The sequence below is a fragment of the Pseudomonas sp. NFACC42-2 genome, from assembly GCF_900116055.1.
Taxonomy (GTDB): domain Bacteria; phylum Pseudomonadota; class Gammaproteobacteria; order Pseudomonadales; family Pseudomonadaceae; genus Aquipseudomonas; species Aquipseudomonas marginalis.
On record NZ_FOZO01000001.1, the window covers coordinates 1 to 26,147 of the forward strand.

The 26,147-nt window shown below is 62.1% G+C and carries 19 protein-coding genes and 2 pseudogenes; 14 read left to right on the forward strand and 7 right to left on the reverse strand.

The genetic code is table 11. The features are described from left to right. Positions 1-605: 605 nt before the first annotated feature. A complete protein-coding gene (locus BM416_RS00005) occupies positions 606-1,937 on the forward strand; it encodes an ABC transporter substrate-binding protein (protein ID WP_092483942.1) in 1,332 nt (443 codons plus the stop codon). A 3-nt stretch (positions 1,938-1,940) separates the two neighbouring features. Here the strand turns inward: BM416_RS00005 and BM416_RS00010 are convergent, their stop codons facing one another. From BM416_RS00010 to BM416_RS00030, 5 genes are read right to left on the reverse strand one after another with little or no spacing between them, the layout of a single operon-like run. After that, positions 1,941-3,572 (reverse strand): dipeptide ABC transporter ATP-binding protein, encoded by a 1,632-nt coding sequence (locus BM416_RS00010; protein ID WP_092483945.1) that lies wholly within the window; start codon positions 3,570-3,572, stop codon positions 1,941-1,943. Next, positions 3,569-4,453, reverse strand: coding sequence for an ABC transporter permease (locus BM416_RS00015; RefSeq protein ID WP_092483948.1), 885 nt, complete (start codon positions 4,451-4,453; stop codon positions 3,569-3,571). Before BM416_RS00015 ends, BM416_RS00010 begins: the two co-directional genes overlap by 4 nt. 3 nt (positions 4,454-4,456) lie before the next feature. Further along, positions 4,457-5,407: an ABC transporter permease gene (locus BM416_RS00020; RefSeq protein WP_092483951.1), complete on the reverse strand. Its 951-nt coding sequence runs from the start codon at positions 5,405-5,407 to the stop codon at positions 4,457-4,459. Continuing rightward, a complete protein-coding gene (locus BM416_RS00025; protein WP_092483954.1) occupies positions 5,404-7,017 on the reverse strand; it encodes an ABC transporter substrate-binding protein in 1,614 nt (537 codons plus the stop codon). The genes BM416_RS00020 and BM416_RS00025 overlap by 4 nt, the downstream gene beginning before the upstream one ends. A 44-nt stretch (positions 7,018-7,061) precedes the next feature. Continuing rightward, the gene (locus BM416_RS00030) at positions 7,062-9,494 is read right to left on the reverse strand and encodes a TonB-dependent receptor plug domain-containing protein (protein WP_092483957.1); all 2,433 of its coding nucleotides are present in this window, start codon (positions 9,492-9,494) and stop codon (positions 7,062-7,064) included. A 527-nt stretch (positions 9,495-10,021) separates the two neighbouring features. Here BM416_RS00030 and BM416_RS00035 point away from each other — a divergent pair. The 13 genes and pseudogenes from BM416_RS00035 to BM416_RS00090 all read left to right on the forward strand — a co-directional run bounded on the left by BM416_RS00035 (position 10,022) and on the right by BM416_RS00090 (position 23,747). Next, a complete protein-coding gene (locus BM416_RS00035) occupies positions 10,022-12,895 on the forward strand; it encodes a PAS domain-containing sensor histidine kinase (protein ID WP_092483960.1) in 2,874 nt (957 codons plus the stop codon). After that, on the forward strand, positions 12,895-13,524 hold the full coding sequence (locus BM416_RS00040) for a response regulator (RefSeq protein ID WP_065927714.1): 630 nt from the start codon (positions 12,895-12,897) through the stop codon (positions 13,522-13,524). The genes BM416_RS00035 and BM416_RS00040 overlap by 1 nt, the downstream gene beginning before the upstream one ends. A 316-nt stretch (positions 13,525-13,840) precedes the next feature. Then, positions 13,841-14,872: a methyl-accepting chemotaxis protein gene (locus BM416_RS00045; protein ID WP_256577430.1), complete on the forward strand. Its 1,032-nt coding sequence runs from the start codon at positions 13,841-13,843 to the stop codon at positions 14,870-14,872. A 13-nt stretch (positions 14,873-14,885) separates the two neighbouring features. Then, on the forward strand, positions 14,886-15,254 hold the full coding sequence (locus tag BM416_RS00050) for a response regulator (protein WP_027605685.1): 369 nt from the start codon (positions 14,886-14,888) through the stop codon (positions 15,252-15,254). Between the two features lie 33 nt (positions 15,255-15,287). Further along, entirely contained in the window at positions 15,288-15,605 is a 318-nt protein-coding gene (locus tag BM416_RS00055) for an STAS domain-containing protein (protein WP_092483963.1), read from the forward strand. Positions 15,606-15,609: 4 nt separating this feature from the next. Continuing rightward, the gene (locus BM416_RS00060) at positions 15,610-17,742 is read left to right on the forward strand and encodes a chemotaxis protein CheA (protein WP_092483966.1); all 2,133 of its coding nucleotides are present in this window, start codon (positions 15,610-15,612) and stop codon (positions 17,740-17,742) included. Positions 17,743-17,765: 23 nt separating this feature from the next. Then, positions 17,766-19,283 (forward strand): annotated as a pseudogene (locus BM416_RS30680) (MCP four helix bundle domain-containing protein); the annotation flags it as partial. Between the two features lie 63 nt (positions 19,284-19,346). Next, positions 19,347-20,064, forward strand: a pseudogene (locus tag BM416_RS30685) (methyl-accepting chemotaxis protein); the annotation flags it as partial. 122 nt (positions 20,065-20,186) lie between these two features. Then, positions 20,187-20,699: a chemotaxis protein CheW gene (locus BM416_RS00070; protein WP_371856024.1), complete on the forward strand. Its 513-nt coding sequence runs from the start codon at positions 20,187-20,189 to the stop codon at positions 20,697-20,699. A gap of 116 nt (positions 20,700-20,815) precedes the next feature. After that, a complete protein-coding gene (locus BM416_RS00075; RefSeq protein WP_092483972.1) occupies positions 20,816-21,340 on the forward strand; it encodes a chemotaxis protein CheW in 525 nt (174 codons plus the stop codon). 22 nt (positions 21,341-21,362) lie between these two features. Beyond that, entirely contained in the window at positions 21,363-22,166 is an 804-nt protein-coding gene (locus tag BM416_RS00080; RefSeq protein ID WP_027605691.1) for a CheR family methyltransferase, read from the forward strand. Continuing rightward, positions 22,159-22,644 carry a chemotaxis protein CheD gene (locus BM416_RS00085; protein WP_092483975.1) on the forward strand — a complete coding sequence of 162 codons (486 nt, stop codon included), beginning with the start codon at positions 22,159-22,161 and terminating at the stop codon, positions 22,642-22,644. The genes BM416_RS00080 and BM416_RS00085 overlap by 8 nt, the downstream gene beginning before the upstream one ends. 32 nt (positions 22,645-22,676) lie before the next feature. Then, positions 22,677-23,747 carry a protein-glutamate methylesterase/protein-glutamine glutaminase gene (locus BM416_RS00090; RefSeq protein ID WP_065948701.1) on the forward strand — a complete coding sequence of 357 codons (1,071 nt, stop codon included), beginning with the start codon at positions 22,677-22,679 and terminating at the stop codon, positions 23,745-23,747. Between the two features lie 86 nt (positions 23,748-23,833). On the opposite strand, the gene BM416_RS00095 is transcribed toward BM416_RS00090, so the two are convergent. Both BM416_RS00095 and BM416_RS00100 read right to left on the reverse strand, forming a co-directional pair. Continuing rightward, positions 23,834-24,397, reverse strand: a complete 564-nt coding sequence (locus BM416_RS00095; RefSeq protein WP_092485531.1) for a TetR/AcrR family transcriptional regulator — start codon at positions 24,395-24,397, stop codon at positions 23,834-23,836. Between the two features lie 58 nt (positions 24,398-24,455). Continuing rightward, positions 24,456-26,096 carry an AMP-binding protein gene (locus BM416_RS00100; protein ID WP_092483978.1) on the reverse strand — a complete coding sequence of 547 codons (1,641 nt, stop codon included), beginning with the start codon at positions 26,094-26,096 and terminating at the stop codon, positions 24,456-24,458. Positions 26,097-26,147 lie beyond the last annotated feature (51 nt).

The following is a 26,147-nucleotide window of genomic DNA, read 5'->3' on the forward strand; positions in this document are numbered from 1 at the left end:
TGGGTAACCCGGCAGGACGCCGGGTTAGCCGTCCTGGGCCAAGGATGGCCCATGACGGCGGCCCACGGATTCAAGCCGGAGTGAGGGCACACCGAACCTAGGCGAGGTGCCGAGTGTTGGGGCAAGAGCCCTTTTGGTTACTTTTGGGGCTCTTTTCCAAAAGTGACCCGCTGTAAGAGCGGAACCCTAAGCAGCCGTTACCGCAGCAACGGATATGTACTCGATCAAAACCAACGACATGGTCGGCCCGAAGGCCGCCACGGAAGCAACCACCCTCACCACTCGGCACCTCGCCCAGGCCCGGTGTACCCGTCACCCGGTGAGTGCAGCGACGCTTTGGCGCCGTCCGGGCCATACCAGGCGTACCCGTAGTAGCGGTTGGTGAGGTTTTTCAGTTGCAGGTCAACCCTGACGACCGAGCGCAGTGTTGGTGGCGCAACAGCGGTTCAATAAAGTGTTCGATTGTCCTGATCGTGAGGGTGACCGGTACAGCGCCAACCCTCGAATTTGAGGGCTTCCAGGCTTGGCATGAATTGTGTTGTGACCCGATTGGCGCTGACCCGACGACGGGAGGGAAACCTCACCTTTCATAAGAAACCACACCCATGCACAACGTCTTGCAACGCACAGTCATCGCCAGCCTGCTGGCACTCGGCGCCTTGGGCGGGCCGGTTGCCCAGGCCGCCAATGATCAACAGTTCATCCCGCTGGCCACCTACCGGGTCGGCGCCTACGCTTCCAGCGGCATTCCGTGGTGGGCGGGGGAGATTGATTACTTCCGCTACATCAACGAGGTCGAAGGCGGCGTGAACGGCGTCAAGCTGGTCTGGCAGGAATGCGAGACCGAGTGGAAGACCGACCGCATCATCGAATGCTACGAGCGCTACAAAGCCGGCCTGGACGGCGCACCCACCGGGTTCTTCTTCACCCACAGCACACCGGCCTCCTATGCGCTGATGGACCGTGCCGCCATTGACCACATCCCGCTGATCGATGGCGCCGGCGGGCGTACCGAATCCACCGATGGCCGCGTGTTTCCCTACGCGTTCCCGCTGTTGCTTAACTACTACGGCCAGGCGTCGGTGGGCATCAACTACATCGCCCAGCGTGAAGGCGGCCTGGACAAGCTCAAGGGCAAGAAGATCGTCACCGTCTATCACGACTCCGCCTACGGCCGCGAAACCCAGGCGGCCATGCAGTTGCTGGCGCAAAAGTACGGGTTCGAGAACATCCAGATCCCCGTGGCCGACCCCGGCAACGAGCAGTCGACCCAGTGGCGCCAAGTGCGGCAGATCAACCCGGACTGGGTGTTCCTGCGCACCTGGGGCGTGTCCACCCCCGTCGGCATCAAGACCGCCGTGCGCTTTGGCATCCCCGTGGACCGTCTGATCGGTGATGTGTGGGCCGGCTCCGAAGCCGACGTAATCCCCGCCGGCACCGCCGCCAAGGGCTACCAGGCGCTGGCGCCGTTCCCCGGTGGCGACAGTTTCGAGATCCATAAAAAGCTCAGGCAGTTCATCCTCGATCCCGGCAAGAGCAACCTCAAGTACCCCAGCTACTTCGGCAAGGTCTACTACAACATCGGCCTGATCAACGCCGCGATTGCCGTCGAAGCGCTGCGCACCGGCCAGGCCCAATTCGGCAACCGCGCGCTGAACGGCGAGGAAACCCGCTGGGCATTTGAGCACCTGGACATCGACGCCGCGCGCCTCAAGGCCATGGGCTTCGAAGGTCTGCTGGCACCGTTGAAGCTGTCCTGCGCCGACCACGAAGGTGGCGGCTCCGCCCGGGTGCAGCAGTGGGATGGGCAAAAGTGGGTGCTGGTGACCGACTGGCTGCAGGCCGACCGCGCCACCTTGCGTCCGTTGATCGAAGCCAAGTCCGCCGCGTATGCCCAGGAGAAGGGCATCGTGGCGCGTGATTGCTCGGCGCAGTGAACCTCAGGCGGCGCTTGCCGTGACGTGACGGCCAGGGATGGCCGCAATCAATTCACGGGTGTAGTCGCTGGCCGGCTGGTTGAAGATGCGTTCCACCGAGCCCTGTTCAACCACGCGGCCATTGCGCAGCACCAGCACCTCATGGGCGAAGTTGGCCACCACTGACAAGTCGTGGGACACCAGCACATAGGCGATGCCCATTTCCCGTTGCAGCTCTTCCAGCAGGTCAAGGATGCGCGCCTGTACCGACACGTCGAGGGCGCTGACCGGTTCATCCAGCAACAGCAGGTCGGGTTTCAATGCCAGGGCCCTGGCGATGGCGACCCGTTGGCACTGGCCGCCCGACAGTTCCCGGGGCAGACGATCGAGAAAGCTCACCGGCAGGTGCACGCGGCTGATCAACGCCCGCGCCGCCTGTTCCAGGGCGGCGCCCTTGAGCAAGCCAAATGACACCAGCGGCTCCACGATGCTGTCGAACACCGTGAAGCGCGGGTCCAGCGCCGCGAAGGGGTTTTGTTGCACCAGTTGCAGGCGTTGGCGCAACGGGCGGAAGTCGCGCCAGCTCAGGTCGGTGACGTCTTGCTGCTCGAACCGCACCCGGCCCTGGGTCGGCTTCTCCAGGCCCAGGGCGATGCGCAGCGCGGTGCTCTTGCCCGAGCCGGACTCGCCGACGATGGCCAGGGTCTGGCCGGGGTACACCTCCAGGCTCAAATCCTCCAGGGCCACGAAGGTCGAGGCTTCGCCTTTGACCTTGGGCAGGGCAAACGTCTTGCCGACGTTGTGCAGGCTCAGGATCGGCTCACGTCCCAGGTCGAGGTTGAGCAACGGTTCACGCCGCCTGGCAAAGGCGGGTGCAGCGGCGATCAGCGCGCGGGTGTAGTCGTGGCTGGGCTGCGCGAGGATCTGCCGTGGCGGACCTTGCTCCACCACTTCACCCTGTTGCATCACGAGGATGCGGTCGGCACGGTCAAGCGCCACGCCCAGGTCATGGGTGATGATCAGCAGGGAAATGCCGCGTTCGCTGACCAGGCGCTGCAAGTGATCAAGGATCTTGCGCTGCACGGTCACGTCGAGGGCACTGGTGGGCTCGTCGGCGATGATCAGGCGCGGGTTGCCGGCCAGGGCGATGGCGATCAGCACGCGCTGGCGCATGCCGCCGGAGAGTTCATGGGGGTACTGGCGCGCGCGCAATACCGGGTTGTCGATGCCCACCTGTTGCAGCAGCTCGACAATGTCGGCATCGACGCCGGGGTAGCGTTTGCCCTTGGCGAGTATCAGCGCCTCGGCGATCTGCTGGCCGATGCGCAGCGTGGGGTTGAGGCTGACCATCGGGTCCTGGGGCACCAGGCCGATGGTGCGCCCGCGCAGCTTGCGTTTCTGGCGTTCGCCGGCGTGGGTCAGGTTGTGACCATCCACCCACAGTTCACCGGCGCTGATCTGCGCATTCTCGGGCAGCAGGCCGAGGATCGCATTGGCCAGGGTGGATTTGCCCGAGCCGGACTCGCCGACAATCGCCACGGTCTCGCCCTGGGTGAGTGAAAACGACAGGCTGCGCACCGCCGGATTGAGCTGGCCGCCGGAACGGTAGTCGACACTCAGTTGGCGCACATCGATTAAAAGCGGCTGGGTGCTCATCGCTGGATCTCCTCGAACGTGCGGGCGATATGGTTGAGGCTGAACACCACGGCCACCAGGAACAGGCCAGGCAGCAAGGACACCCACGGCGCCGTGATCAGGAAGTGGCGGCCGTTGGCGATCAGGGTGCCCCATTCCGCCGCCGGTGGGGCGGCGCCGAAACCGAGAAAACTCAAGCCCGCGGTGGCGAGGATCGCGGCGCCGAAATCCAGGGTCGCCAGCACGGCTACCGGGCCCCAGGCGTTGGGCAGGATGTGCCGCAACAACGTACGGCCCCAACTGGCACCGCCCAGGCGAGCGGCTTCGACATAGGGCAGGGTTTTCACCCGCAGCACTTCGGCACGGGTGGTGCGGGCAAAGCCGGGAATGATGCCGATGCCCACGGCAATCGCCACGGGTACCGTACCGAAGCCGATGGCCGTGACAATCGCCAGGGCCAGCAACAGGCCGGGCAGGGCCAGCAGCACATCGACAAAACGCATGATCAGCGCATCGATACGGCCACCGGCAAACCCGGACAAAATGCCCAGCCCCAACCCGCCCACCAGGGCGATGCCGACCGCCAGGGAGGCGGCCAGCACTGACAGGCTGGCGCCGTAGACCACGCGGGTGAACAGGTCGCGGCCCAGTTCATCGGTGCCGAACCAGTGGGTCAGGTTGGGGGCGCTGAGTTTGGCGGCGGGCGCGGTGGCGTAAGGGTCGAAGCTGCTCAGCAGTTGCGGCGTCATGGCGGCGACCAGGGAGAACAGCACCACCAGCACCGCCAGGCTGAACCCTGGGCGGCGCAGCAATGGCAGGAGTGTCGCCGTCGCGCGTTGCCACGGGCTGCGGCGACGCCAGAGTGTTTCGCTGCGGATCAGTTTCCGGGTAAGCGTCGTCATGGTCTAGGACACCTTGGGCGTGTGGGAGATGCGCGGGTCGAGCCAGGGATAAAGCAGGTCCACCAGCAGGTTCACCAGGACAAATGCCGCCGCCGAAACCGCGACGATGGCCAGCACCACCGGAATGTCCTGGCGCAGCACCGCTTCCTGGGCCAGGCGGCCGATACCGGAGCGGGCGAAGATGGTTTCCACCAGCACCGCGCCGGACACGGTGTTACCCACCTGCAGGCCGATCAGGGTGAGGATCGGCAGCGCGGCGTTCCTGAACCCGTGGCGCGCCTGCACCTGGCCCCGGCTCAAGCCCTTGGCGTACGCAGTGACGATATAGGCCTCTTTCCACACGCCCTGGAAGCTGCGTTGCAGCACCTGGGCGTACACCGCTGCGCTGGGAATCGCCAGGGTGATCGCCGGCAGCACCAGGCTTTCAACCCCACGGCTGCCGGTGGCGGGAAACCAACCCAGGCCAAACGCAAACACCTGGATCAACAGCAACCCCATCCAGAACACCGGCACCGAAAAGCCCAGGGACGGCAAGCGCGCGAGTGCCTTTTTCAACGGTTGCCAGCGGATATACGCGGTGAGGTAAGCCAGGCCGATACCGCCGAGCAGCGAGAGCACAATCGCCAGGCCGGCCAGGGAAAGGGTCTGGGGAAGACGCTCGGCGAGCAATTCGGCCACCGGGCGATTGAGCGACAGCGACTGCCCGAAGTCCCCGTGCAATGCCCCCAGCAGCAGGTCGATATATTGCTCGAACAGGCCTTTGTCCAAGCCGTAGTAGGCGCGCGCCTTGGCCAGGTCTTCCGCCGACAGGGCGTCGGCTTCCATGCCGGACGCGCTGAGCATGATCGACAAGGTATCGCCCGGCAGCAGATAGAGGATGAAGTAGGTGATGCTATAGGCCCCCCATAGCACCAGCAGCGCCTGGCCGACCCGGCCTATCAGGTAGCGGCTCATGGCGTGCCGACCTCGATATCGCCCAGCAGGGCGAAGCCTTCGGCGGTCCAGCGGAAGTTTTTCACCTTGGGCGACGTCGCGGCCTGCCACACGCGCTCATACACCGGGAACGCCGAGCCTTCGTCGATCAGCAGGTCCTGCAGGTCGCCGTAGGCTGTCGCCCTTTGAGCGCTTTGGGTGGCGGTGATGCCGGCGTCAAACAGACCCTTGGCGCGCTCAAGCACCTGCGGCTCAAAGATGTTCGTCGCTACGGTTGAGCTGTTGGCAGTACGTGGATCAAGGATGGTTTGCAGGATGATCGGATCGGCGCGGGTCATGTAGCTGATCGTCAGGTCGTAGTTGCCGGCGGAGTTGTTGGCGACCCATTCGGCACGCGTTACCACGCTGAGTTTTACCTCAATGCCGACTTTGCGCAGTTGGTCCTGCAGCAGCACATCGCCGGCGGTCTCGGCCTGCATGACGTTGTAGTTCAGGCTCAGGCGCTTACCGTCCTTCTGCCGATAGCCGTCTGCGCCTTTGGCCCAGCCGGCAGCGTCCAACAGGCGCTCGGCGCCCACCGGGTCATAGGCGAGCTTGGCGCCCTGGCTCTTGAAGTAAGGCGTGGTCACATCAAAGATGCCGTCTACCACCGCGAACTCATCGTTGTAGACGGTACTCGCGTAGCTCTTGCGGTCGATGGCTTTCTGCACGGCGAGACGCACCTGTTTATCGGCCAATACGCGACCGCCACGGGTGTTGGGCAACAGGTTCAGGGAGGGCCCCGGCAGCGAGCGGCTCTGGATGGTGGCGCCCTTGGATTGGAACAGTTTCAGGTCGACTTCCGAGAACGGGTTGCGTGGCCACAGAATGTCGGCCTTGCCTTGCAGGAACAGGCCGTTACGCACGCTTTCCTCGGGGATGTAGGTGACATCCACCGCCTCCAGGTGCGCTTCGCCCTGGTTTTTCATATTCGCTGACGCCCAGGCGTAACCCTTGCGCTTGGTCAGGTGCGCGCCGACTTCCGGGGTGTAGCTGGCCAATACGAACGGGCCGGTGCCGATGATCTGGCCGAGTGAGCGTTCCTTGACGCTCAGCGCGTAGGAGGCCGGCGCGAGGATGGCCAGGTTGGTCGTGGAGGTCGCCTGCAGGAAGCCCGCATTGGGTTTGGCGAGCACCAGCTTGACGGTCAAGTCATCGACCACTTCGGCGTGATCAAAGCCTGCCAGGTATGTCGCGCCGAAGGTGGCCGGCAGCTCGGTCGCCAGTGCCTTGTTGCTGTCAAAGGCGGTTTTCACGGCCTTGGCATCGAAGCGCTCGCCGTTGCTGAAGGTGACGTTGTCGCGCAGGTGGAAGGTGTAGGTCAACGCGTCGTCACTGACTTCCCAGCTTTTCGCCAGCCAGGGAATGATCCTGCCGGTCTGCGGGTCCTGGTCGGTGAGGGATTCGGCGATATTGCGCAGCAGCACCCGGTGTTCGAGCCAGTAGACCTGGAACGGATCAATGCTGACCAGGATGGTGTTGTCGCCAAAGAAGGCGATGTTCAGGGTCTTGCCGGCCTGGCTGTCACTGCCCGCAGGCGAGCAGGCGGCCAGGCTCAACGCCAGGACGCAAGGGGCCAATAGACGGCTCATCAAGTTGGAGGTGTTCAATGGGATGCCCTCGTATGGCGATTGGCTTAGAAGTCGTAGGCCAGCTTGGTGTACCAGTAGCCGCCGCCGGGGTAGAACGGCGGGTTACCGTAGGGCGCCAGGCCCAGGTTGCTGTAGACGGCGTGCCGGTCGGGGCGCACGTCGAAGATGTTGGTGCCGCCGATGCTGACGGTGATCTGGTCGACGAAGGTGTAGCTGACGTCCAGGTCGGTGATCCATTTCGCACCGAAGCTGCGGTCGCCGGAGGGGTTTACCGCCAGGGTCTTGACCGCACCGTAGCGGCTGGTTTGCAGGTTCACTGCGAGGTCCTCGACCTTCCAGTTGGCGCCCAGGATCCATTTGGTCTTGGGCGAGGCTTGGGTGAGATCGCCTTCGCGGTCGCGGCCCACCAGGGTGACGCCGGAGTTGGCCAGCGCACTCGGGGTGTCCCGGGTGCCTTCGATGGTGGTCTTGTTCCAATTGAAGCCCAGGCTCCAGCGCACATCGCCCCAGGCCTCCAGCGGCGTAGTGTGGTCGGCGACCACGTCCAGGCCACGGGTGCGGGTATCGAAGGCGTTGGTGTAGTAGTTGACCCAGGTCCCCGAGGGCACGCCTTGGGCGCTGAGGATGCCGTTGATCACGCCGTTGCCCTGATCGTAGATATTGCTGGTCAGGGCGATGCGGTCGTCGATGTCGATCAGGTAAGCGTCGGCGGTGATGCTGGTGCGCGGTGCCGGCTGCCAGGTCAAGCCCAGCCCGAGGTTGCGTGACTTTTCCGGCTTGAGGTCATCGCCACCCAAGGCCTTGGCCAGGTTGCTGCCCGACGGGGTCAGGCGGGTCACGGCGGGCACCACGTTGCCGTTCACATCCACGGCCACCCGGTTGTCGGCCACGGTGTAGCCGATCTGGGTCAGTGACGGTGCACGGAAGCCGGTGCCGACGGTGCCGCGTACGGCCACGCTGTCGGTCAGTTCGTAGCGCGAATTCACTTTGAGGCCGAAGGTGTTGCCCGAGTCGTCATCGTAATGTTCGATCCGCCCGGCGACGTCGAGGAACCAGCGTTCGGTCAGGTCGAAGCCCAGGTCCAGGTAGCCGGCGTAGTTGTTGCGGATCAGGCTGACTTCATCCTCCGGGCGGATCGTCACCGCCGCCTGTGCGCCCGACGCCGCCGGGTAGGTGCCGGTGATATAGGCCTCGGGGTCACCGGCGAAGGTGCTGAAATGTTCCCAACGATGCTCCAGGCCCGCCGACACCTGCACCGGTGAGGTCAGGTTGAACAGGCTGTCGTAGCGGCGGGTGACGTCCAGGTTGTTCACCCACTGTTCGAAACGGAAGGTGGCCAGGTTGTCGAACCTGGTCGGCGACGCGGTGCCCAGGGACGGATTGATATTCAGGTCGCTGGAATGATGGACGTTGTTGCGTCCGTAGGTGGTGCTCAGGTCCCAGTTCCACTCGGCCGCCTGGCCCTTGCCGCCGAACAGCAGCTGGTAGTCGCGGTCCTTGATGTTGTTCAGCGGGTAGTAGCCGTCGGGGAACACCTCCGGCACCGCGGCCCGACCGGTCGGCAGGCGGAAGTAGTTGGCGGCCTCGGCATCGCGCTCGCCGTAGGTGGAGAACGAGTAGAGCGTCAGGTCTTCCAGGGGCAGTTCGGCGTTGTAGGCGAGGTTGAAGGCCTTCAGGTCCGGGTCGCCGTTCTTGATTGCCACCCGGTCCCAGGCCGCTTCCCTGGCCGGGTCGTTGAAGGCGCGCACGCTGCTGTCGGCCTTGTCGTTCCACGCGGCCTCGCCGCGCTTGCGGGCGTCGGCGGAGAGGTGGAAAAAGCCGCCGTCGCCGAGCTTGAAACCCTGGTCGCCGGCCACCTTGATCGTTTCCCCCTGGCCGGAAAACAACTGGCCGTAGCTGGTTTCCAGGTGCCCGCCGCTATTGCCGGCCTTGAGGATGATATTGATCACCCCGGCCACGGCATCCGAACCGTACTGGGCCGCCGCGCTGTCTTTGAGCACCTCGATATGGTCCACCGAACTGACCGGGATCAGGTCGATGTCCACCGCATTGGCGCCGCTGTTGTCGATCGACCCGCGCTGGCCGGTGGCGCCGTTGTGCCGGCGTTTGCCGTTGACCAGCACCAGGGTATAGGCCGGGCCGAGGCTGCGGTTGCTCAGCGGACGCGTCACCGAGTTGTAGCCGGCGATATTGGTGCCGAAGTTGAACGACGGCAGCAGCTTGGCAATCGCCTCGGACAACTCGGCGCGCCCGGTCTTGAGCAGCTGTTCGCTGTTGATCACGTCAATCGGCGCCGGGCTGTCGGCCACGGTGCGTTGCTGGCCACGCAAACCGGTGGAGATCACGGTCACCGTATCGAGCTTGGCCTCGTCGGCGGCGGCTTCGGCGAAGGAGGGCGCGCCGGCCAGCAGCAGGGAACTGGTCAGCAGTGACAGGTGGAATCTTCTGCGGGGTAGGGGGGCGGCGATGTCTGGCATGTCGGAAAGGGTCCATGTAAGCCTGCTGAAGGCTCCTGGTGATCGGGGGTACGTCCTCCGCCAGGCATGGGGTCGGTGTGTGGAATGAAGATATCCCTATAAAAAACCATGGGGAAAGTCTTTTTTGGAATAAGCTAATTATTAGATATTGTTATCTTGTAAATTTATAAGATCATCTATTTTTATTATGTGCGGGGCCTTGGCGTGGGTTGAGCGTTCGACATCCAAAACATCGACGTGGGGTGGCATGCCGGAGGCCGGCGTGAGGATTTCCTGCGGCTGAACGTAAATCTTTAGTCTGGCTGGCGCCGGCCGTAAATGAGACTACGATAGTCTCCATCAAGTGCCGGGCAATGCTATCCATAGGGTGTTGTTTTTGTGGGCACCCGTTGGGCATACATTCAATTGACTGGTTCGGTTACCGGCTTCGCCAGGTACCCAGGCTTTTATGGACCGAACCAGCAAGAACTTTTGAAGTATTTACGGTGGGGTCTTCATCGTAAGCGTGGACGTATGCAGGAGCGGTAATGGCAGTCAAGGAAGTGCTGCAAACCCTTAAAGGCGTATTTGCCTGCCTGTCGGGTGCGGTTGTGGTCCTGGATCGATCTGCACGGGTCGTGTTGGGCAACCCTGCGTTTTCAACGCTGCAGTGTCAGAACGGCGTCTCTCCCGAGGCAATCACCGAGTTTCTCTCCTTGCTGCGCCCGCAGGACAGCCAGCTTTTTTATGCGGCACTGGAAAAGGCCGATGGGCAATCCCGGGTGTGTTTCGAGGCGACCGCGAGGCAGTCCGGCCGGTTGAACCTGTCGATGACAACGTGGCGCGACGACTATTTTATCGTTGAAATCCTTCCCCTGCCTGGGCCCCCAACCGCGCATTCCCACAGCGAGCGCTTCTCCGAGATCCCACTTGAAGCCATTTTCGATTCCTCCGGCACTGGCTTGGCCCTCGTGTCACTGGACGGTCGTTGGCTGAGGGCCAATAGCGTCATTTGCAGGCTGCTTGGCTACAGCGAGGCACAGCTGCAAAGCACCACGTTCATGGCATTGACCCACCCCGAAGACCGCGAAGTGGGCAAGCAACTGATAGAAGAATTGAAGGGTGGTACACGGCAGGGCGCCACCTTGCATAAACGCTACATCCACCACGACGGCCAGGTTGTCTGGGTGCGCCTGACCGTGGGGCTGGTGCGGGGCGACCAGGGGCAGCCGATCTGTTTTGTCTCCCAACTGGAAGACATCACCGAGAACTGGCAGCTTCGCGAAACCTTGCTGGGCAGCGAGCTGAAATTCCTCACCCTGGCGGAGAACTCACCCAACATTATTGTGCGCTACGATCGCAACCTGTTGCGTACCTACGTCAATCCGACGTTCCTGCTCTTGACCGGCATGTCTTATGACGAAGCCATAGGCGCCAGCCCCAGGGAGCAGCCCGGCGATTACCTCGACCATCTGCGTCATGTGGCATCCACAGGCGAGACCGCTCAATTCCTCAACAGTTGGCCGGCCGGCCCCGGTGGTGAAGCGGTGAGTTGTGTCGTCAGCCTGATGGCTGAACGCAGCCCATCCGGTGAGGTGGCAGGCGTGCTGGCACTGGCCCACGACATCACTGAGTTGCGCAAACAGCAAGTGCTTGAAGACGCACGTCTGCGCATCTTCGAAACAATGGCCACGGGCGCCTCGCTGGACGAAACCCTGGGGTTGCTGGTGAGTTATCTTCAACTGGCCTTGCCTCACTGTTCCTGTGGCGTCGTGCTTGCTGAACCGCAAAGCCTCGAATCGTCGGTATCCAAGCCTTCTTCCGCCTGCTGGTACGAGCCCATCCTCGACAATCAGGGGCAGATCCTCGGGGCTTTCGCGTTGTCGCGCTCACCCGGTTCTGCGCTGGACGAGAGCGACCGGCTGCGCGTGCGCCAGACCTGTCACATTGCCGCGATTGCCATCGAACGCTGGCGCTCCGAATCCTTGCTCAGGGAGCGCGAGCGCCGCTACCGGGATATTTTCGACCATACCCTGGACATGTTGTGCCTGCTGGAGGCTGCGCCACGGGGTGAGCTGCGCTGTGTCGAGGTCAATCCGGCGCTGTTGCAGGTGCTTGGGAAACCCCATGGCGAGGTTATTGGCGAGGCGCTGGCGTCGATATTTGGCCGGCTCAACGCGGAAAAAATCCAGGCCCTCCATGACCAATGCAGGGCCACCGAACGGGTGGTTGAGTCTGAGGAGGGCATGGTGCTGCGCAACGAAATGCGCAACCTGCACTTTACCTTGGTGCCGGTGGCCGACTCGGGCAGCGTGGGCCCGCGGGTCTTGGTGATCGGTCGTGATGTGACCCATTTGACCCGGGCCCGACAGAAAGAACTGGAACGCCAGCACGACATCAACGCCCTGGTGGAAAACAGCCCGGACGCCGTCGCTCGGCTGAGTGTTCTCGGGGAGGTGCTCTACGTCAATGCGCAGTTGCGAAAATGGGTGGGCGGGGCCTGGCCGGAACTGATGGGCATGCCCATGGATGAAGTGGTGCCGCTGAACGCCCAGTCCCAGCTTTTTCGAGAATTGGTGGCCCAGGTGATTCGCCAGAACAAAGCCACGGAACAGGAGTTCCTATTGTCGGGTTTGAAAACCGCGCCCAAGGTGGTGTTGATCCACTTTGTTCCCGAGGTCGACGGCCAGCGGGTCGTCAGCGTGCTGGCCGTCGGGCGCGATATTTCCAAGCTGCGCGCGGCGGAGCGGCGCCTGGCCAATTCCAACGCGCAATTACGCGACCTGTCGACCCGCCGGGAAACGGCGCGGGAAGAGGAACGCAAACTGATTGCCCGGGAGATCCATGACGAACTGGGCCAGCACCTGACGGCGCTGCGCATGGGCATCTCGTTGCTGAGGTTTCAGTTCGGCACCGATACGCCTGAACTCACCCCTCAGGTCGAGCGCTTGATGGGGCTGACCGACAAGACCATTCAGGTGGTGCGCAATGTGTCCACGAGCCTGCGCCCCTCCGCGCTGAACCTGGGGCTGGTGTCCGGTCTTGAATGGCTGACAGCCGAATTCGTCACCCTGACCCAGGTTCCCTGTGCGTTGAACCTGCCGCTGATTCCCCTGACCCTTCCGGATACCCACGTGACCGCGGCGTTTCGCATCGTGCAGGAATCGCTGACCAATATCGCGCGTTATGCCGAAGCGACACAGGTCAGCGTCACCCTGAGCCCGCAGGAGACGCACTGGGTGCTCGAGGTCCAGGACAACGGCAAGGGCTTTGACCCGGATGCCGTCGGCCGCCAGACCCTGGGCTTGGCCGGCATGCGTGAGCGCGGCCTGATGCTGGGCGGCAAAGTGATCATTTTCAGTCATCCTGGGCAGGGCACTACGGTCCAGGCGTTCATTCCGATGCACAAGGATAGGTATTGATGATTCGCATGCTGATCGCCGATGACCACACCATCATGCGCGAAGGGCTCAAGCAACTGTTCTCGCTGGTCGCCGACGTGCAGGTGGTGGCCGAAGCCGAGAGTGGCACGCAACTGATCGAACTGTTGCGCCAGGTCGAGATCGACCTGTTGCTGCTCGACATGAATATGCCGGGTATCAGCGGCGAGATTCTGATTGCGCGCCTGCATACCCAATACCCGAAACTGCCGATTCTGGTGTTGAGCATGCATAACGAAATCCATATCGCGCAACGGGCATTACGCGCCGGTGCGCTCGGCTACCTCACCAAGGACCGCGATCCCGAAACCCTGTTGGTTGCCATGCGTCGAGTGGTCAGTGGCCAACGCTACCTGGACCCCGGGCTGGCGGAACAGATCGCGCTGCAAAGCAGTGGCTTGAAGCAGCAGACCTTTGTCGAGAGCTTGTCCGATCGCGAGTTCCAGATCCTGCGCCTGCTGGCGCACGGCATGAGCGTCAACCAGATCGCCGAGCAGTTGGTCATCAGTAACAAGACGGTCAGCACCCATAAGACCCGGCTGATGGAAAAAATGGGGTTTTCCTCCACCGCAGACATTGTGCGTTTCGCCATGACCCTGGGTATTTCGTGAAGCGTGTACGGGGGTAGGGATTTTCCTAGGCGGTTTTCCAGGATCCCTACCCCAGAATAGGGATGCTCCGATGGTGGCAGTGCCATTATCGGGCCAGTATCTCTTTCAAGCAGTCGAATGGCCGGTCAGGTCGTGACGACATGCCTTGACAGGGAGACAGACCGTGAGCGCACCGACACCCCCCCCTTCCGCTGCTTTGACCCTGTTTCCGGTTGCGTTCGCGGGTCTGCTGGGCGGGCTTGCGATTGCCTGGAGCGAGCGCTTCAGCATGGGGTCGCTGGCCGCTGGCGGCGCCTTGTTTACGTTGTGTATCGGCATGGGCCTGTGGGCAAACAGCAGGAGCCGGGCGCAGTGGCGTGGCCTGCAACAGCAGCTCGATCAACCGGCATCCATTGCTCCGACGCTGGCCGTCGATAACGGCCTGGCACAGGTGTGCGTCAGCGTGCTGCCGATCTGGTCGCGGCAGATAGAAGCGGCGCGTTCGATCAGTGAAACCTCGATTCTCAGCCTCAGCGAGCGTTTTGGCACGCTGTCATCCAACATCAGCCACAGCGTCTCCAGCAATGGCGGCCAGGACGCTTCGCAACAATTGGTCGACTTGCTGGAGGTCGGCCAGCGTGACCTCAATTCCATCGTCGTGGCCCTGCGCGCCGCGCTCACCAATAAGGAGAATGAGCTCAAGGAAGTCATGCAGCTCTCGGGCTTCACCGAGCAGCTTCAGCAGATGGCCAAGTTTGTCGGCGACATCGCCAGTCAAACCAACCTGCTTGCCCTCAACGCGGCTATCGAGGCTGCGCGAGCCGGGGAGGCGGGGCGAGGGTTTGCGGTGGTCGCCGATGAAGTGCGCAAGTTGTCGAGCATGTCCGGCGAGACCGGGCGCAAGATCAGCGAAACCGTGATCACCGTCAACGCCGCCATCGCCCGTACGGTGCAGATGTCCCGCCACCACGCCGAACAAGACACCCTGACCCTCGCCGATTCGGAGCGCGTGGTGTCGGAGGTTATCGAACATTTTCGCGCAACCGCCCAGACCATTGTGCGCAACAGCCATGACCTGCAGCAGCAGAGCGCCAACGTCGCCGACGAGATTGCCCAGGTGCTGGTTGCCCTGCAGTTCCAGGACCGCGTCAGCCAGATGTTGACCTTGATTACCCGCGACCTCGACAAGTTGCAGCAGCAGTTGGACGAACGTCATGAGTCGAGCCTCAGCGGACAGTCCCTGGCGCCGATGAGCAGTGACCGTTGGCTGCAGGAGCTGTCAACGGCCTACACCATGCCAGAGCAGCACGCCATTCATGGCGGTAAAGCGCCTGCCCAGGCCGCTGCCAACGAAATCACGTTTTTCTAGAGGAGTTTTTCCGATGAGTAAAACCATTCTGATCGTCGACGACTCGGCCTCCATCCGCCAGGTGGTGAGCATCACGCTCAAAGGCGCCGGTTACGACGTGATCGAAGGCTGTGATGGCAAAGACGCCCTGAGCAAACTGGACGGCCGCAAAATCCACCTGATTGTCAGCGACGTGAACATGCCCAACATGGACGGCCTCAGTTTCGTCAAGGCCGCCAAGCTGTTGCCGGCCTACAAGTTCACGCCGGTCATCATGCTGACCACCGAAGCCAGCGATGCGATGAAGCAGCAAGGCCAGGCCTCCGGCGCCAAGGCCTGGATGGTCAAGCCCTTCCAGCCTGCGCAAATGCTGACTGCCGTGTCCAAGTTGATCCTGCCATAGCGATGACCAGCGACCGCTGGCCAGGAGGTTTACATGAAAAGCGCCGTCCCGATGCTACGTCGAATCCAAGTCATGGAAGGCCCCCTGACGATCTACACGGCTGCCGAGCAAAAGGACGTGCTGTTGTCGTTGTTTCCCCTGGCCCATGAAGTCGAGTTGGACCTGTCCAGTGTCGATGAACTCGACAGTGCCGGTTTGCAGCTGTTGATCCTCATCAAGCGCGAGTCTCTCAAGGAAGGCACCCAGTTGTTGCTGAGCAACCCCAGTTCGACGGTGAGCGAAGCCTTTCGCCTCAGCGGCCTTGATGACTACTTCACCAATGCGTGTTTCACCCAGTCGGTCGGAGCGTAAGCGTATGAACATGGATGACGTGCTGCAGACGTTCATTGCCGAAAGTCGCGAGCTTCTGTTGCAAATGGAAGATGCGCTGCTGCAGATCGAGAAGTCGCCCCAGGACCTGGACACCATCAACGGCCTGTTCCGTGTGGCCCACACCATTAAAGGTTCGGCCGGCCTGTTTGGCTTGATGCCGATCGTTGAGTTCACCCATGTCGCCGAAAGCGTGCTGGACCGGGTGCGCAGCCTGGAAGTGCGCGTCGACGAGGCGTTGAGTGCGTTGTTCCTCGACGCCCGTGACCATATCGGCCAATTGATCGACCTGCTGGCCGAGGACGGCAACCTGGATCGCCTGGACGAACCGGTGCGGGCTCAGGGTCAAGCGCTCATTGAGCGGCTGTCGCTGTATCTGGACGCGGCGGTCTCGACCCCGGCGCCGGCCCTTCAAGCGCCGGCGCCGGCGGATGAGCCAGGCGGCAGTCCCGGCCATTGGCATTTGTCGCTGCGCTTTGGCCCGGATGTGTTGCGCAATGGCATGGACCCCTTGGCGTTCCTGCGTTACCTGAGCACGCTGGGGCGTTTGCTGCACACCGTTACCTTGTTCGATGGGTTGCCGCCCATGACCGCGATGGACCCGGAAACCAACTACCTCGGGTTTGAACTCGCACTGGCCAGCGACGCTTCCCTGGAGGTCATCGACGGCGCCTTTGATTTTGTCCGCGAGGACGCGCTGGTTCGCATCCTTGCACCGAATGCCACGGTGCAGGCGTGTCGGACCCATCTCGACGGGTTGCCGGAAGACAACGCCGCGCTGATCGAGCTGCTGGTGCGTTGCGGCACATTGACCGAGGCCCAGGCCTTGCTCGTGACCGAGGATGCCGAGCAGGCACCGGTCGAAACGCGCAGCGAGCCTGATGTCCAGGAGTCGACAACGCCGCCGGTCAAGGCCGGCAAGAGCGCGGCGAGCAACGAAGGCAATCTGATTCGGGTCGATGCGGCCAAGCTGGACCAACTGATCAACCTGGTCGGCGAGCTGATCATTGCCGGTGCCGGCGCCAACCTGGTGGCGGTACGCAGTGGGATTGGCGAGATGATCGAATCCACCAGCCTGTTATCGCGGCTGGTCGAGGAAGTCCGCGACTCGGCGCTGACCCTGCGCATGGTGCAGATCGGCGCAACCTTCACGCGGTTCCAGCGTGTGGTGCGGGACGTCTCCAAAGAGTTGGGCAAGGACATCGTGCTGCACATCGGCGGCGGTGAGACCGAGCTGGACAAGACCGTCGTCGAACGCATTGGCGACCCGCTGACCCATTTGGTGCGCAATGCCATGGACCACGGCATCGAGCCGGCGTCGACGCGCCTCCAGCGGGGCAAGCCGGCCCAGGGCACGGTACGCCTGAATGCCTATCACGAATCCGGCAGCATCGTGATCGAGGTGTCCGACGACGGCGGTGGCCTGGCCAAGGACAAGATCCTGGCCAAGGCCCGTGAGCGTGGTTTGGTGGGAGAGGGCCAGCAGCCGTCGGACAAAGACATTCTGAATCTGATTTTCGAGCCGGGATTCTCCACCGCCGACCAGGTCAGCAACCTGTCCGGCCGTGGCGTGGGCATGGACGTCGTGAAGCGCAATATCACGGCGTTACGCGGCAGCGTCAGCCTCGAGAGCGAAGTCGGGCAGGGCACCACGGTGCGCATCCGCCTGCCGCTGACACTGGCGATCATTGACGGTTTCCTGATCGGCGTGGGCAAGGCTTCTTATGTGATTCCGCTGAACATGGTGGAGGAGTGCATCGAGCTGGCACCTCAGCGGGGCACCGAAACCGGCTACCTGGACCTGCGGGGCGAGGTGCTGCCGATCCTGCGGCTGCGCGACATGTTTGATGTGCAAGAGCCTGGAGGCAGCCGGGAAAACGTGGTCGTCGTGCAATACGCAGGTTTGCGTGCCGGCCTGGTGGTTGACCGCCTGCAGGGGGAGTTCCAAACCGTGATCAAGCCACTGGGCAAAGTGTTTGGTGATGCCCATGGGCTGGGCGGGTTCACCATCCTCGGAAGTGGAGCCGTTGCGCTGATCCTGGATATCCCGAATTTGCTAGGACAGGTTGCCAAGGAAACCCCTCATCGTTCGATCCCAAGCCCTTTATCGACTCATTGAAGCGTCATCAGGAGTGCCTCGCCATGACAGTTATCAGAAATATCATGTTGCTGGTTTTCACAGCCATGCTGGGTGTCTTCGTGTTGGGTGGCACCAGCCTGTACCTGGCCGGTGAAATCAATACGAGCGCCAGCTATGCCAACGTCAATACGGTGCCCAGCCTGCTGGAGATCGACCGCGCCGCCGCGGCCTTCACCGACCTGCATGCCTTGCAATGGCAGCGCTTGAACGAGACCGACAAAACCAGCGTGGCGGCTTACGCGGCCAGCGTGGCGCAGGATTTCAGTGCCGTTGGCAAAGCCCTGGATCGCTATCAGGCCGAGTTGACCTCCGACGAGCGCGATGCGGCGTTGTTGAAACAACTGCGCGGTTACTTGGCTGAGTTTGCGGCGTTGCAGACCCACTTCGACAAGCTCATCGATGACGGTGACCAGGCCTCGGCCCGTGCATTGATCGAGACGAGCCAGCCCTTGCAGACCGCCGTGCTCGCGGCGATCGGCGAGCTGCGTGAATACAACCTGGAACTGGGGCGCAAGGGCCAGGTGCTTGCCACCACCACCGAGAAGAACGCACGCACCCTCATCCTGCTGGTGAGCGGCCTGACCCTGGTGGCTACCCTGCTGATCGGTGTCTTGCTGGGGCGCAATCTGATGCGCCGGCTCGGGGCGGAGCCTACCGTGGTGCAAGCCTATGCGGCACGTCTATCGGCTGGCGAGTTGAATGCCAAGGCAACGCTCAAGGCGGGAGACACCACCAGCCTGATGGCGAGCATGCAGCAGTTGGGCGCGAACCTGCATGAATTGATCGTGGAGATGGACCGTATGTCCAGTGAACACGACAAGGGCGAGATCGATACACAGATCGATGCCGGCCGCTTTCATGGCAGTTACCGCTCCATGGCCCAGGGCATCAACGATATGGTCAACGGCCACATCGCGGTGAAGAAAAAAGCCATGGCCTGCATACGCGCCTTCGGTAACGGTGATCTGTCTGCGCCCCTGGAACAATTCCCCGGCAAAAAAGCCTTTATCAACGACAACATCGAGCTGTTGCGCACCAACATCCTGGCGCTGATCAATCAAATGCAGCACATGTCCAGCGAGCATGAAAAAGGTGACATTGACGTGATGATCGATGTCGAGGGCTTCTCGGGTTCGTACCGGGATATCGGCCAGGGCATCAATGACATGGTCAACGGCCATATCAACGTGAAGAAAAAAGCCATGGCCTGTATTCGCGCGTTCGGCGAAGGGGATTTGTCCGCGCCCCTGGAGCGTTTCCCCGGCAAGAAAGCCTTTATCAATGAAAACGTCGAGCAACTGCGCGCCAATATCCTGGCCCTTGTGGAAGATACCAGCGAGATCAGCGACAGTGCGCTGATCGGCAAGCTGGACACCCGCCCTGACGCCGCCCGGCACCAGGGCGATTTCCGCCGCATCATCCTCGGTATCAATGGTTCTCTGGACGCGATCATCGTACCGATCACCGAGGCCATGGAGGTGCTGTCGGCGATGGCCGCCGGCGACCTGACCCGCAGCATTACCGGCGACTACCAGGGCAAGTTCCTGGAGCTGAAGCACTCGGTCAATGGCACCGTGGAAAAACTCTCGGAAATCATCGGCGAAGTGCGCGGCTCGGCGGACTCGCTGTCGAGCGCTTCGGAAGAGATCTCCGCCACCGCCCAAAGCATGGCCCAGTCGGCTTCCGAGCAAGCGGCATCGGTCGAACAGACCTCGGCGTCGATGGAGCAAATGTCAGCGTCCATTTCCCAGAACACCGAAAATGCCAAGGTCACCGACGGCATGGCGGGCAAAGCCAACAAGGAAGCGTCGGAAGGCGGTCGAGCCGTGAAGGACACCGTGGCGGCGATGAAAACCATCGCCGAAAAAATCGGCATTGTCGATTCCATTGCCTACCAGACCAACTTGCTGGCGCTCAACGCGGCGATCGAAGCGGCACGGGCCGGCGAGCACGGCAAAGGCTTTGCGGTGGTCGCGGCTGAAGTGCGCAAACTGGCGGAGCGCAGCCAGATTGCCGCACAGGAAATCAGTGAGGTGGCCAAGAACAGCGTGGCCCTGGCCGAACGGGCGGGCAACCTGCTGGACGAGATTGTGCCGTCGATTGCCAAGACCTCCGACCTGGTGCAGGAAATTGCGGCTGCCTCGGAAGAACAATCCATCGGTTCCGAACAAATCAACAGCGCGATGTCGCAGATGAGCCAACTGACCCAGCAAAACGCGTCGGCCTCCGAGGAACTGGCGGCGACGGCCGAGGAAATGAGTGGCCAGGCCGAGCAGTTGCAGGAACTCATGGGGTTTTTCACCGTGCAAAGCAAACGTGTCGGGCGCAATGTCTCGATGCCCCAGATCAGCCGAGCGATGTCCACCCAGGACCTGGACAGTCGCTCCTCGGACGGTGGTTTCGTCCGCTTCGGGAGTTGACCCATGGGCACCTCAGCGGGCATGCAGGGCGCTGTCGAAGCTGCGTCGCCAGTGGATGAACCCTTGCAGTACCTGACCTTCCTGGCGGCCGAGGAGATGTACGCGGTCAATACCCTGAGCGTTCGTGAAATCATCGAATACAACCAGGTGACCAGCGTACCGATGATGCCGGAATTCCTGCGGGGGGTTATCAACCTGCGCGGCTCGGTGGTGCCGGTCGTGGACCTCAAGGCGCGTTTCGGCAAGGGCACGACGGTACTGGGCAGTCGCACCTGCATCGTCATCCTTGAGGCGGCGAAGGAGGGCGAATCCCAGGTCCTGGGGGTGGTGGTGGACTCGGTCAGCGAAGTGATCGAGATACTCGAGATCGATATCAAGCCCGCTCCGGCGTTCGGCAATCACATTCGCACCGACTTCATCGGGGGGATGACCAAGGTGCGAGGCGAGTTCGTCACGCTCCTGCAGATCGAGCATGTGCTGTGTGTCGATGAGATAGCCGGCCTGATCTCTGTCTAGGTATCTCAACGCTGAACCCCCGGCGGATAGAGCTGTTGTGGTGAGCGGGCTTGTCCCGCGCCGGGGTGCGAAGCGCCCCTGATGAAGACGAAAACGTATTTGACCCGAGGTGAATCATGGCCCCACCCATCGACAGTCCAGGCAATGCCAGCGTCTCGAGCCCGAGCCAGTACCTCACCTTTGTGCTGGGGGAGGAGATGTTCGCCGTGGGCACGCTCAACGTCCGGGAAATCATCGAATACGGGCCGATCACCAGCGTGCCGTTGCTGCCTCCCAGCATACGCGGGGTGATTAACCTGCGCGGCGCGGCGGTGCCCGTGCTCGACCTGGGGGTGCGCTTTCGCGGCGAACGCACGGTGCAGACCCCAAGGACCTGCTTTGTGATCCTTGAGGTACAGGCCAATGCCCAGCGCAAGCCGGTGGGCATCATTGTCGATGCGGTCAGCGAGGTCCTGGAAATCGCCGACCAGGACATCGAGCCGTCGGTGAATTTCGGCACCGATGTCAGGGCCGACTTTTTACTGGGCATCGGCAAACTGGAGAGCGGTTTTGTGCTGTTGCTGGACATCGGCCGCGTGCTGTCCCTGGAACAGGTCGATGCGCTGGTCAACCTTGAGTCTTCGCTACCTTCGATCGCCTGAACAGGCTGGGGGGAATGTCCTGATGAACGTGATCCTCTCTGACGCCGAGTTCGTGCAGTTTCGTGACCTCATTTATCAAATCGCCGGCATCAGCCTGTCCGATGCCAAGAAACAGTTGGTGAGCGCTCGCCTGGCCAAGCGACTGCAGGTGTTCAAGCTCAATACCTACGGCGCTTACTACAAGGTGCTGATGAAGGACAGCGTGGAGTTGCAGGTAGCGGTGGACATGCTGACTACCAACGAGACCTACTTTTTCCGTGAGCCCAAGCATTTTGATTTCCTGCGCGATGTAGCGTTGCCCGAGCTGCGGGGCAGCGGGCCGTTGCGCATATGGAGTGGCGCCTGCTCGACCGGCGAAGAACCCTATACCTTGGCAATGGTGCTGGCAGACAACCTCGCCGGCCGGCCCTGGGAGATTGTCGCGTCGGACATCAGCAGCCGGGTATTGGAAAAAGCCCGCCTTGGGCGTTATCCCCTCGACGGCATACGCGGCATCCCCGAGGCGCTGTTGAACAAGTATTGCCTCAAGGGCGTGGGCGCCAACCACGGTTGTTTCATGGTCGACCCGGCGCTGGCGGCGAAGATCGATTTCCAGTCGATCAATCTGAATAACCCGCTGCCGAAACTGGGGATGTTCGATGTGATCTTCCTGCGCAATGTGATGATCTATTTTGACAACGACACCAAAGTGCAGGTGGTCAAGCGCCTGGTCAGTCACCTCAAGCCGGGCGGGTACTTTCTGGTCAGCCATTCGGAGAGCCTCAACGGCATCACCGATCAGCTGCGACTGGTCAAGCCTTCCATCTACCGGAGGCCGCATGCCTGACAGTCGACCGCCCAACGAGGTGTTCCTGAATCCCGGCGAGTGGTTTTTCGGCTCGGGTGCGATTCGCCTGCGTACGGTGCTGGGATCGTGTGTTGCATTGGTGTTCTGGCATCCCCGGCGCTTGCTGGGGGGCATGTGTCACTACCTGCTGCCACAGCGCGCCGTGGCCAAACACGGTGTCCTGGATGGTCGCTACGGCAACGAAGCCTTTGAACTGTTGCTCGCTCGAATACAGTCGATCAAGGCCCTGCCGACGGAGTTCAGGATCAGCGTATTCGGCGGTGGGAACATGTTTCCCGGGCTTGTGCGCTCGGACAATGATTACGTCGGCCAGCGCAATGTCGAACAGGCCATGCGCCTGCTCGACCTGCATCAGTTGCGGTGTCAACACTTTCATGTGGAAGGCGTGGGTTATCGGACCATTGTGTTCGATCTGGCCAACGGCGAAATCGAACTCAACTACCTGGCCTTGAAGTGAACCCCCAGCAGCCCTCATGGAGAGCGTGCGACATGAGCCTTATCAAAGTGCTGATCATTGATGATTCCGCCGTGGTGCGTCAGGTGCTGACGGCGACCCTGGGGCAAGACCCCGCTATTGAGGTTATCGGCGCGGCGGCAGACCCGGTGTTCGCCATGGACAAAATGAACAAGCAATGGCCGGATGTGATTGTGTTGGACGTGGAGATGCCACGGATGGATGGCATCACGTTCCTCAAGAAATTGATGGCCGAACATCCCACGCCCGTGGTCATCTGCTCCACGCTGACCGAAAAGGGTGCGGCCACCACCATGCAGGCGCTGGCGGCCGGCGCGGTCAGCATTGTGACCAAGCCACAACTCAACCTGCGCCAGTTTCTCACCGACAGTGCCGATGAATTGGCGGGGGCCGTCAAGGCCGCCGCGCGGGCCAACATGAAACGCATGGTGCCTTCCAGCGAGCGCGCTCCCGCCAGGCTGACGGCCGACGTCATATTGCCGGCGGGCGCCCAGGCAATGGCGCGCACCACCGAGAACATTGTCGCCATTGGTACGTCCACGGGCGGCACCCAAGCCCTGGAGTTGGTATTGACCGCCTTGCCCAGGGTCTGCCCGGGCATCGTCATCGTGCAGCACATGCCCGAACACTTCACCGCCGCGTTTGCCGAGCGCCTCAATCGGCTGTGCGAGATCGAGGTCAGGGAGGCGAAGAACGGTGACCGGGTTATCCCCGGTTGTGCGCTGATTGCCCCTGGTGGTCGGCACATGGTGCTCAAGCGCAGCGGTGCCCAATACCAGGTGGAAATTGTCGACGGACCTCCGGTCAGCCGGCATCGACCTTCCGTTGATGTACTGTTTCGTTCGGTGGCCCGCAGTGCCGGGAGTAACGCGCTGGGGATCATCATGACGGGGATGGGCGACGACGGCGCCCGGGGCCTGAAGGAAATGCACGACAACGGCGCCCGCACCCTGGGCCAGGATGAAGAGTCCTGCGTGGTGTATGGCATGCCCAAGGAGGCGTTCAAACTGGGGGCCGTGGAGCGTGAGTTGCCCCTTGAGCAGATATCGGCGGCGATCCTGCACTCCATGCATCAGCGCCGCTGACTGTTCAGGTTTCTGTGTTGATTGATGAGGCGCTCCAGCAACCCGCCTCGGGCCAGCCTGGCGTTTCAGTATGGGTCATGCTGGGCTCAGGGCAGGGAATCAATGGCCCGTAAGACCGCACAGGCGATGGTCTTCGTAATCGTTCGCCGCTGAACGTTATCGAGCATCGGGCTTAACCATGTGGGTAGACTGTTCAGCATGGGCAAAATGGCCGTGAGCGCGCCCTCGCGCAACGGCCCGCCCGGTGGATGGCCTGCCTGGCCGATCAGATCCATTATTTCCGACTCATAGGCACGCCGCAGTTGCTGGACGCTTGCCTGCATCGAGTCGCCCAGGCAATTGGCGTCCATGACCGCCAGCTTGAAGTGTCCGGTCATGTGTTCATGCAATTGAAGGTGACAGTCGATCAGTTGGGCCAGGCGTTGATCGGGTGCCAATCGGCGATTCTTGATGCCGTGCACCTGGGACAACAGGGTTTGATACAGCTCCATCAGCAGTTCGTAAAGCAGCGCCTCTTTGCTTTCCACATGGTGATAGATCGCCCCCGGGCTTATGCCGACATGGGCGGCGAGTTCACGCATGCTGACTTGGTTGAAACTGCGCTCCTTGAATAACTCCGAGGCTTTGCGCTGGAAGTCTGATCGGTTCAGCACACGCTTTGCCTTGGATTGCGCACACGCCTGGCGCTCCGGCACACCGGCCACGGGTTCATGTCCCGGGCGCCTGCTGCCGGGCAATTTCCTGATTGCGCAGGATAAAGCGCTGCAACTTGCCACTGGGGGTCTTGGGGAGTTGCTCGACGAACTCCACTTCCCGCGGATAGGCATGGGCGGCCAGGCGCTGCCGTACATGCAGGCGCAGTACTTCAGCCAGCTCGGCGCTGGGCTGGTACTGGCTGTCGAGCACGACAAAGGCTTTGATCAGCTCGGTGCGTTGCGGGTCGGGTTTGCCGATCACCGCCGCCTCGATCACCGCCGGGTGTTCGATCAGCGCGCTCTCGACGTCGAACGGCCCGACGCGGTAGCCGGACGTGGTGATCACATCATCGTTGCGGCCGACGAAGCTGATACTGCCGTCGTCATTCAGCTCCACACTGTCGCCGCTCAGGTAATAGCGCCCCACAAAGGCCCGGGTGGGCATACCCAGGTAGCCGTCGAACCAGCACAGGGGCGAGCGTTCGCGATCCACCGCCAGGACGCCCGGCTGACCCGCCGGCAATTCCCGATGCGCGTCGTCCAGCACGACGATGCGGTAGCCGGGCACCGCATAACCCGCCGAGCCCTCACGGACCGGATGACGCAAACCATGGTGATTGCACAACACCATGCCGATTTCCGTCTGGCCGTAATGATCGTGAATGGTCACGCCGAGTTGCTCGGCAAACCAGCGGATCACGTGTGGGTTGAGCGGCTCGCCGGCACTGCTGACGGCACGCAGGCGACCGCGCACGGCGTCGGCGAACGCTGCCCCCTCGGCGATCAGCAAGCGATAGGCCGTCGGGGAGCCGGCTAGATTGCTGATGGCGTACTTGGCAATGACTCGGCACGTACTCTCCACCGTAAAAGGGCCGTTGTAGAACAACGTGGCATGACCACAGGCCAGCGGGCCGGTCACCGCGTAATACAGGCCATAGGCCCAGCCGGGATCGGCCAGGTTCCAGAACCGGTCGTCCTGCTGCAGGCCAATGGAGTCGCGCATATAACCCTTGAAGGCGAGAATGGCGCGCAACGGCACTTCCAGAGGCTTGGCCGGCCCCGTAGTACCCGATGTGCACATCAGCAGGAACGGCGCGCTGGCGTCCAGCAGTACCGGTTCGCACTCGACGTCTTGGCCGTCCAGGATGCTCCAGAACGGATAATCGCTGGGGTTCTGCGGGCCCTCGCCGGTTACGATCACGCTTGGGCAGTTGCCGATCTCATCCAGCTTGGGACGGTTCTGCGCATCCGTCACGATCCAGCGCGCGTTGGAGCAGCCCAATCGTTGCTCGATCGCCTTGGGACCGAATGCGGTGAAGAGCGGTTGATAGACCGCGCCCACCCGCCAGGTCCCCAAGATGGCAATCAGCAGTTCAACCGTGCGCGGCATCAGGCCGGCGACGCGGTCGCCCGGTTTCACCCCTTGCTCACGCAAGAAATGACCGAAGCGGGCAGCGCTGGCCTGCAATTGGCTGAATGTGTATTGGGCGGCGCTGCCATCCTGCGCTTCGCAATACAACGCCACGGCGTCGTCGTGGGCGTGCCGGTCGCAGCATTCGACGCAGGCATTCAGGGCAGTCAGGTCGCCTTGCAAAGCCAGTTCGGCGGTCTGTTGGTAATTGAAGGATGTGGCCACAGCTTGATAATCACGCATAACGATACCTGGTTCTTATTGTTGGGTTTGTACTGCCACTGGCTGCGCTGC

Coding starts and splice junctions, on each gene's coding strand:
- BM416_RS00005 (WP_092483942.1), top strand. CDS start 606: ATGCACAACGTCTTGCAACGCACAGTCATCGCCAGCCTGCTGGCACTC.
- BM416_RS00010 (WP_092483945.1), bottom strand. CDS start 3,572: ATGAGCACCCAGCCGCTTTTAATCGATGTGCGCCAACTGAGTGTCGAC.
- BM416_RS00015 (WP_092483948.1), bottom strand. CDS start 4,453: ATGACGACGCTTACCCGGAAACTGATCCGCAGCGAAACACTCTGGCGT.
- BM416_RS00020 (WP_092483951.1), bottom strand. CDS start 5,407: ATGAGCCGCTACCTGATAGGCCGGGTCGGCCAGGCGCTGCTGGTGCTA.
- BM416_RS00025 (WP_092483954.1), bottom strand. CDS start 7,017: ATGAGCCGTCTATTGGCCCCTTGCGTCCTGGCGTTGAGCCTGGCCGCC.
- BM416_RS00030 (WP_092483957.1), bottom strand. CDS start 9,494: ATGCCAGACATCGCCGCCCCCCTACCCCGCAGAAGATTCCACCTGTCA.
- BM416_RS00035 (WP_092483960.1), top strand. CDS start 10,022: ATGGCAGTCAAGGAAGTGCTGCAAACCCTTAAAGGCGTATTTGCCTGC.
- BM416_RS00040 (WP_065927714.1), top strand. CDS start 12,895: ATGATTCGCATGCTGATCGCCGATGACCACACCATCATGCGCGAAGGG.
- BM416_RS00045 (WP_256577430.1), top strand. CDS start 13,841: ATGGGCCTGTGGGCAAACAGCAGGAGCCGGGCGCAGTGGCGTGGCCTG.
- BM416_RS00050 (WP_027605685.1), top strand. CDS start 14,886: ATGAGTAAAACCATTCTGATCGTCGACGACTCGGCCTCCATCCGCCAG.
- BM416_RS00055 (WP_092483963.1), top strand. CDS start 15,288: ATGAAAAGCGCCGTCCCGATGCTACGTCGAATCCAAGTCATGGAAGGC.
- BM416_RS00060 (WP_092483966.1), top strand. CDS start 15,610: ATGAACATGGATGACGTGCTGCAGACGTTCATTGCCGAAAGTCGCGAG.
- BM416_RS00070 (WP_371856024.1), top strand. CDS start 20,187: ATGGGCACCTCAGCGGGCATGCAGGGCGCTGTCGAAGCTGCGTCGCCA.
- BM416_RS00075 (WP_092483972.1), top strand. CDS start 20,816: ATGGCCCCACCCATCGACAGTCCAGGCAATGCCAGCGTCTCGAGCCCG.
- BM416_RS00080 (WP_027605691.1), top strand. CDS start 21,363: ATGAACGTGATCCTCTCTGACGCCGAGTTCGTGCAGTTTCGTGACCTC.
- BM416_RS00085 (WP_092483975.1), top strand. CDS start 22,159: ATGCCTGACAGTCGACCGCCCAACGAGGTGTTCCTGAATCCCGGCGAG.
- BM416_RS00090 (WP_065948701.1), top strand. CDS start 22,677: ATGAGCCTTATCAAAGTGCTGATCATTGATGATTCCGCCGTGGTGCGT.
- BM416_RS00100 (WP_092483978.1), bottom strand. CDS start 26,096: ATGCGTGATTATCAAGCTGTGGCCACATCCTTCAATTACCAACAGACC.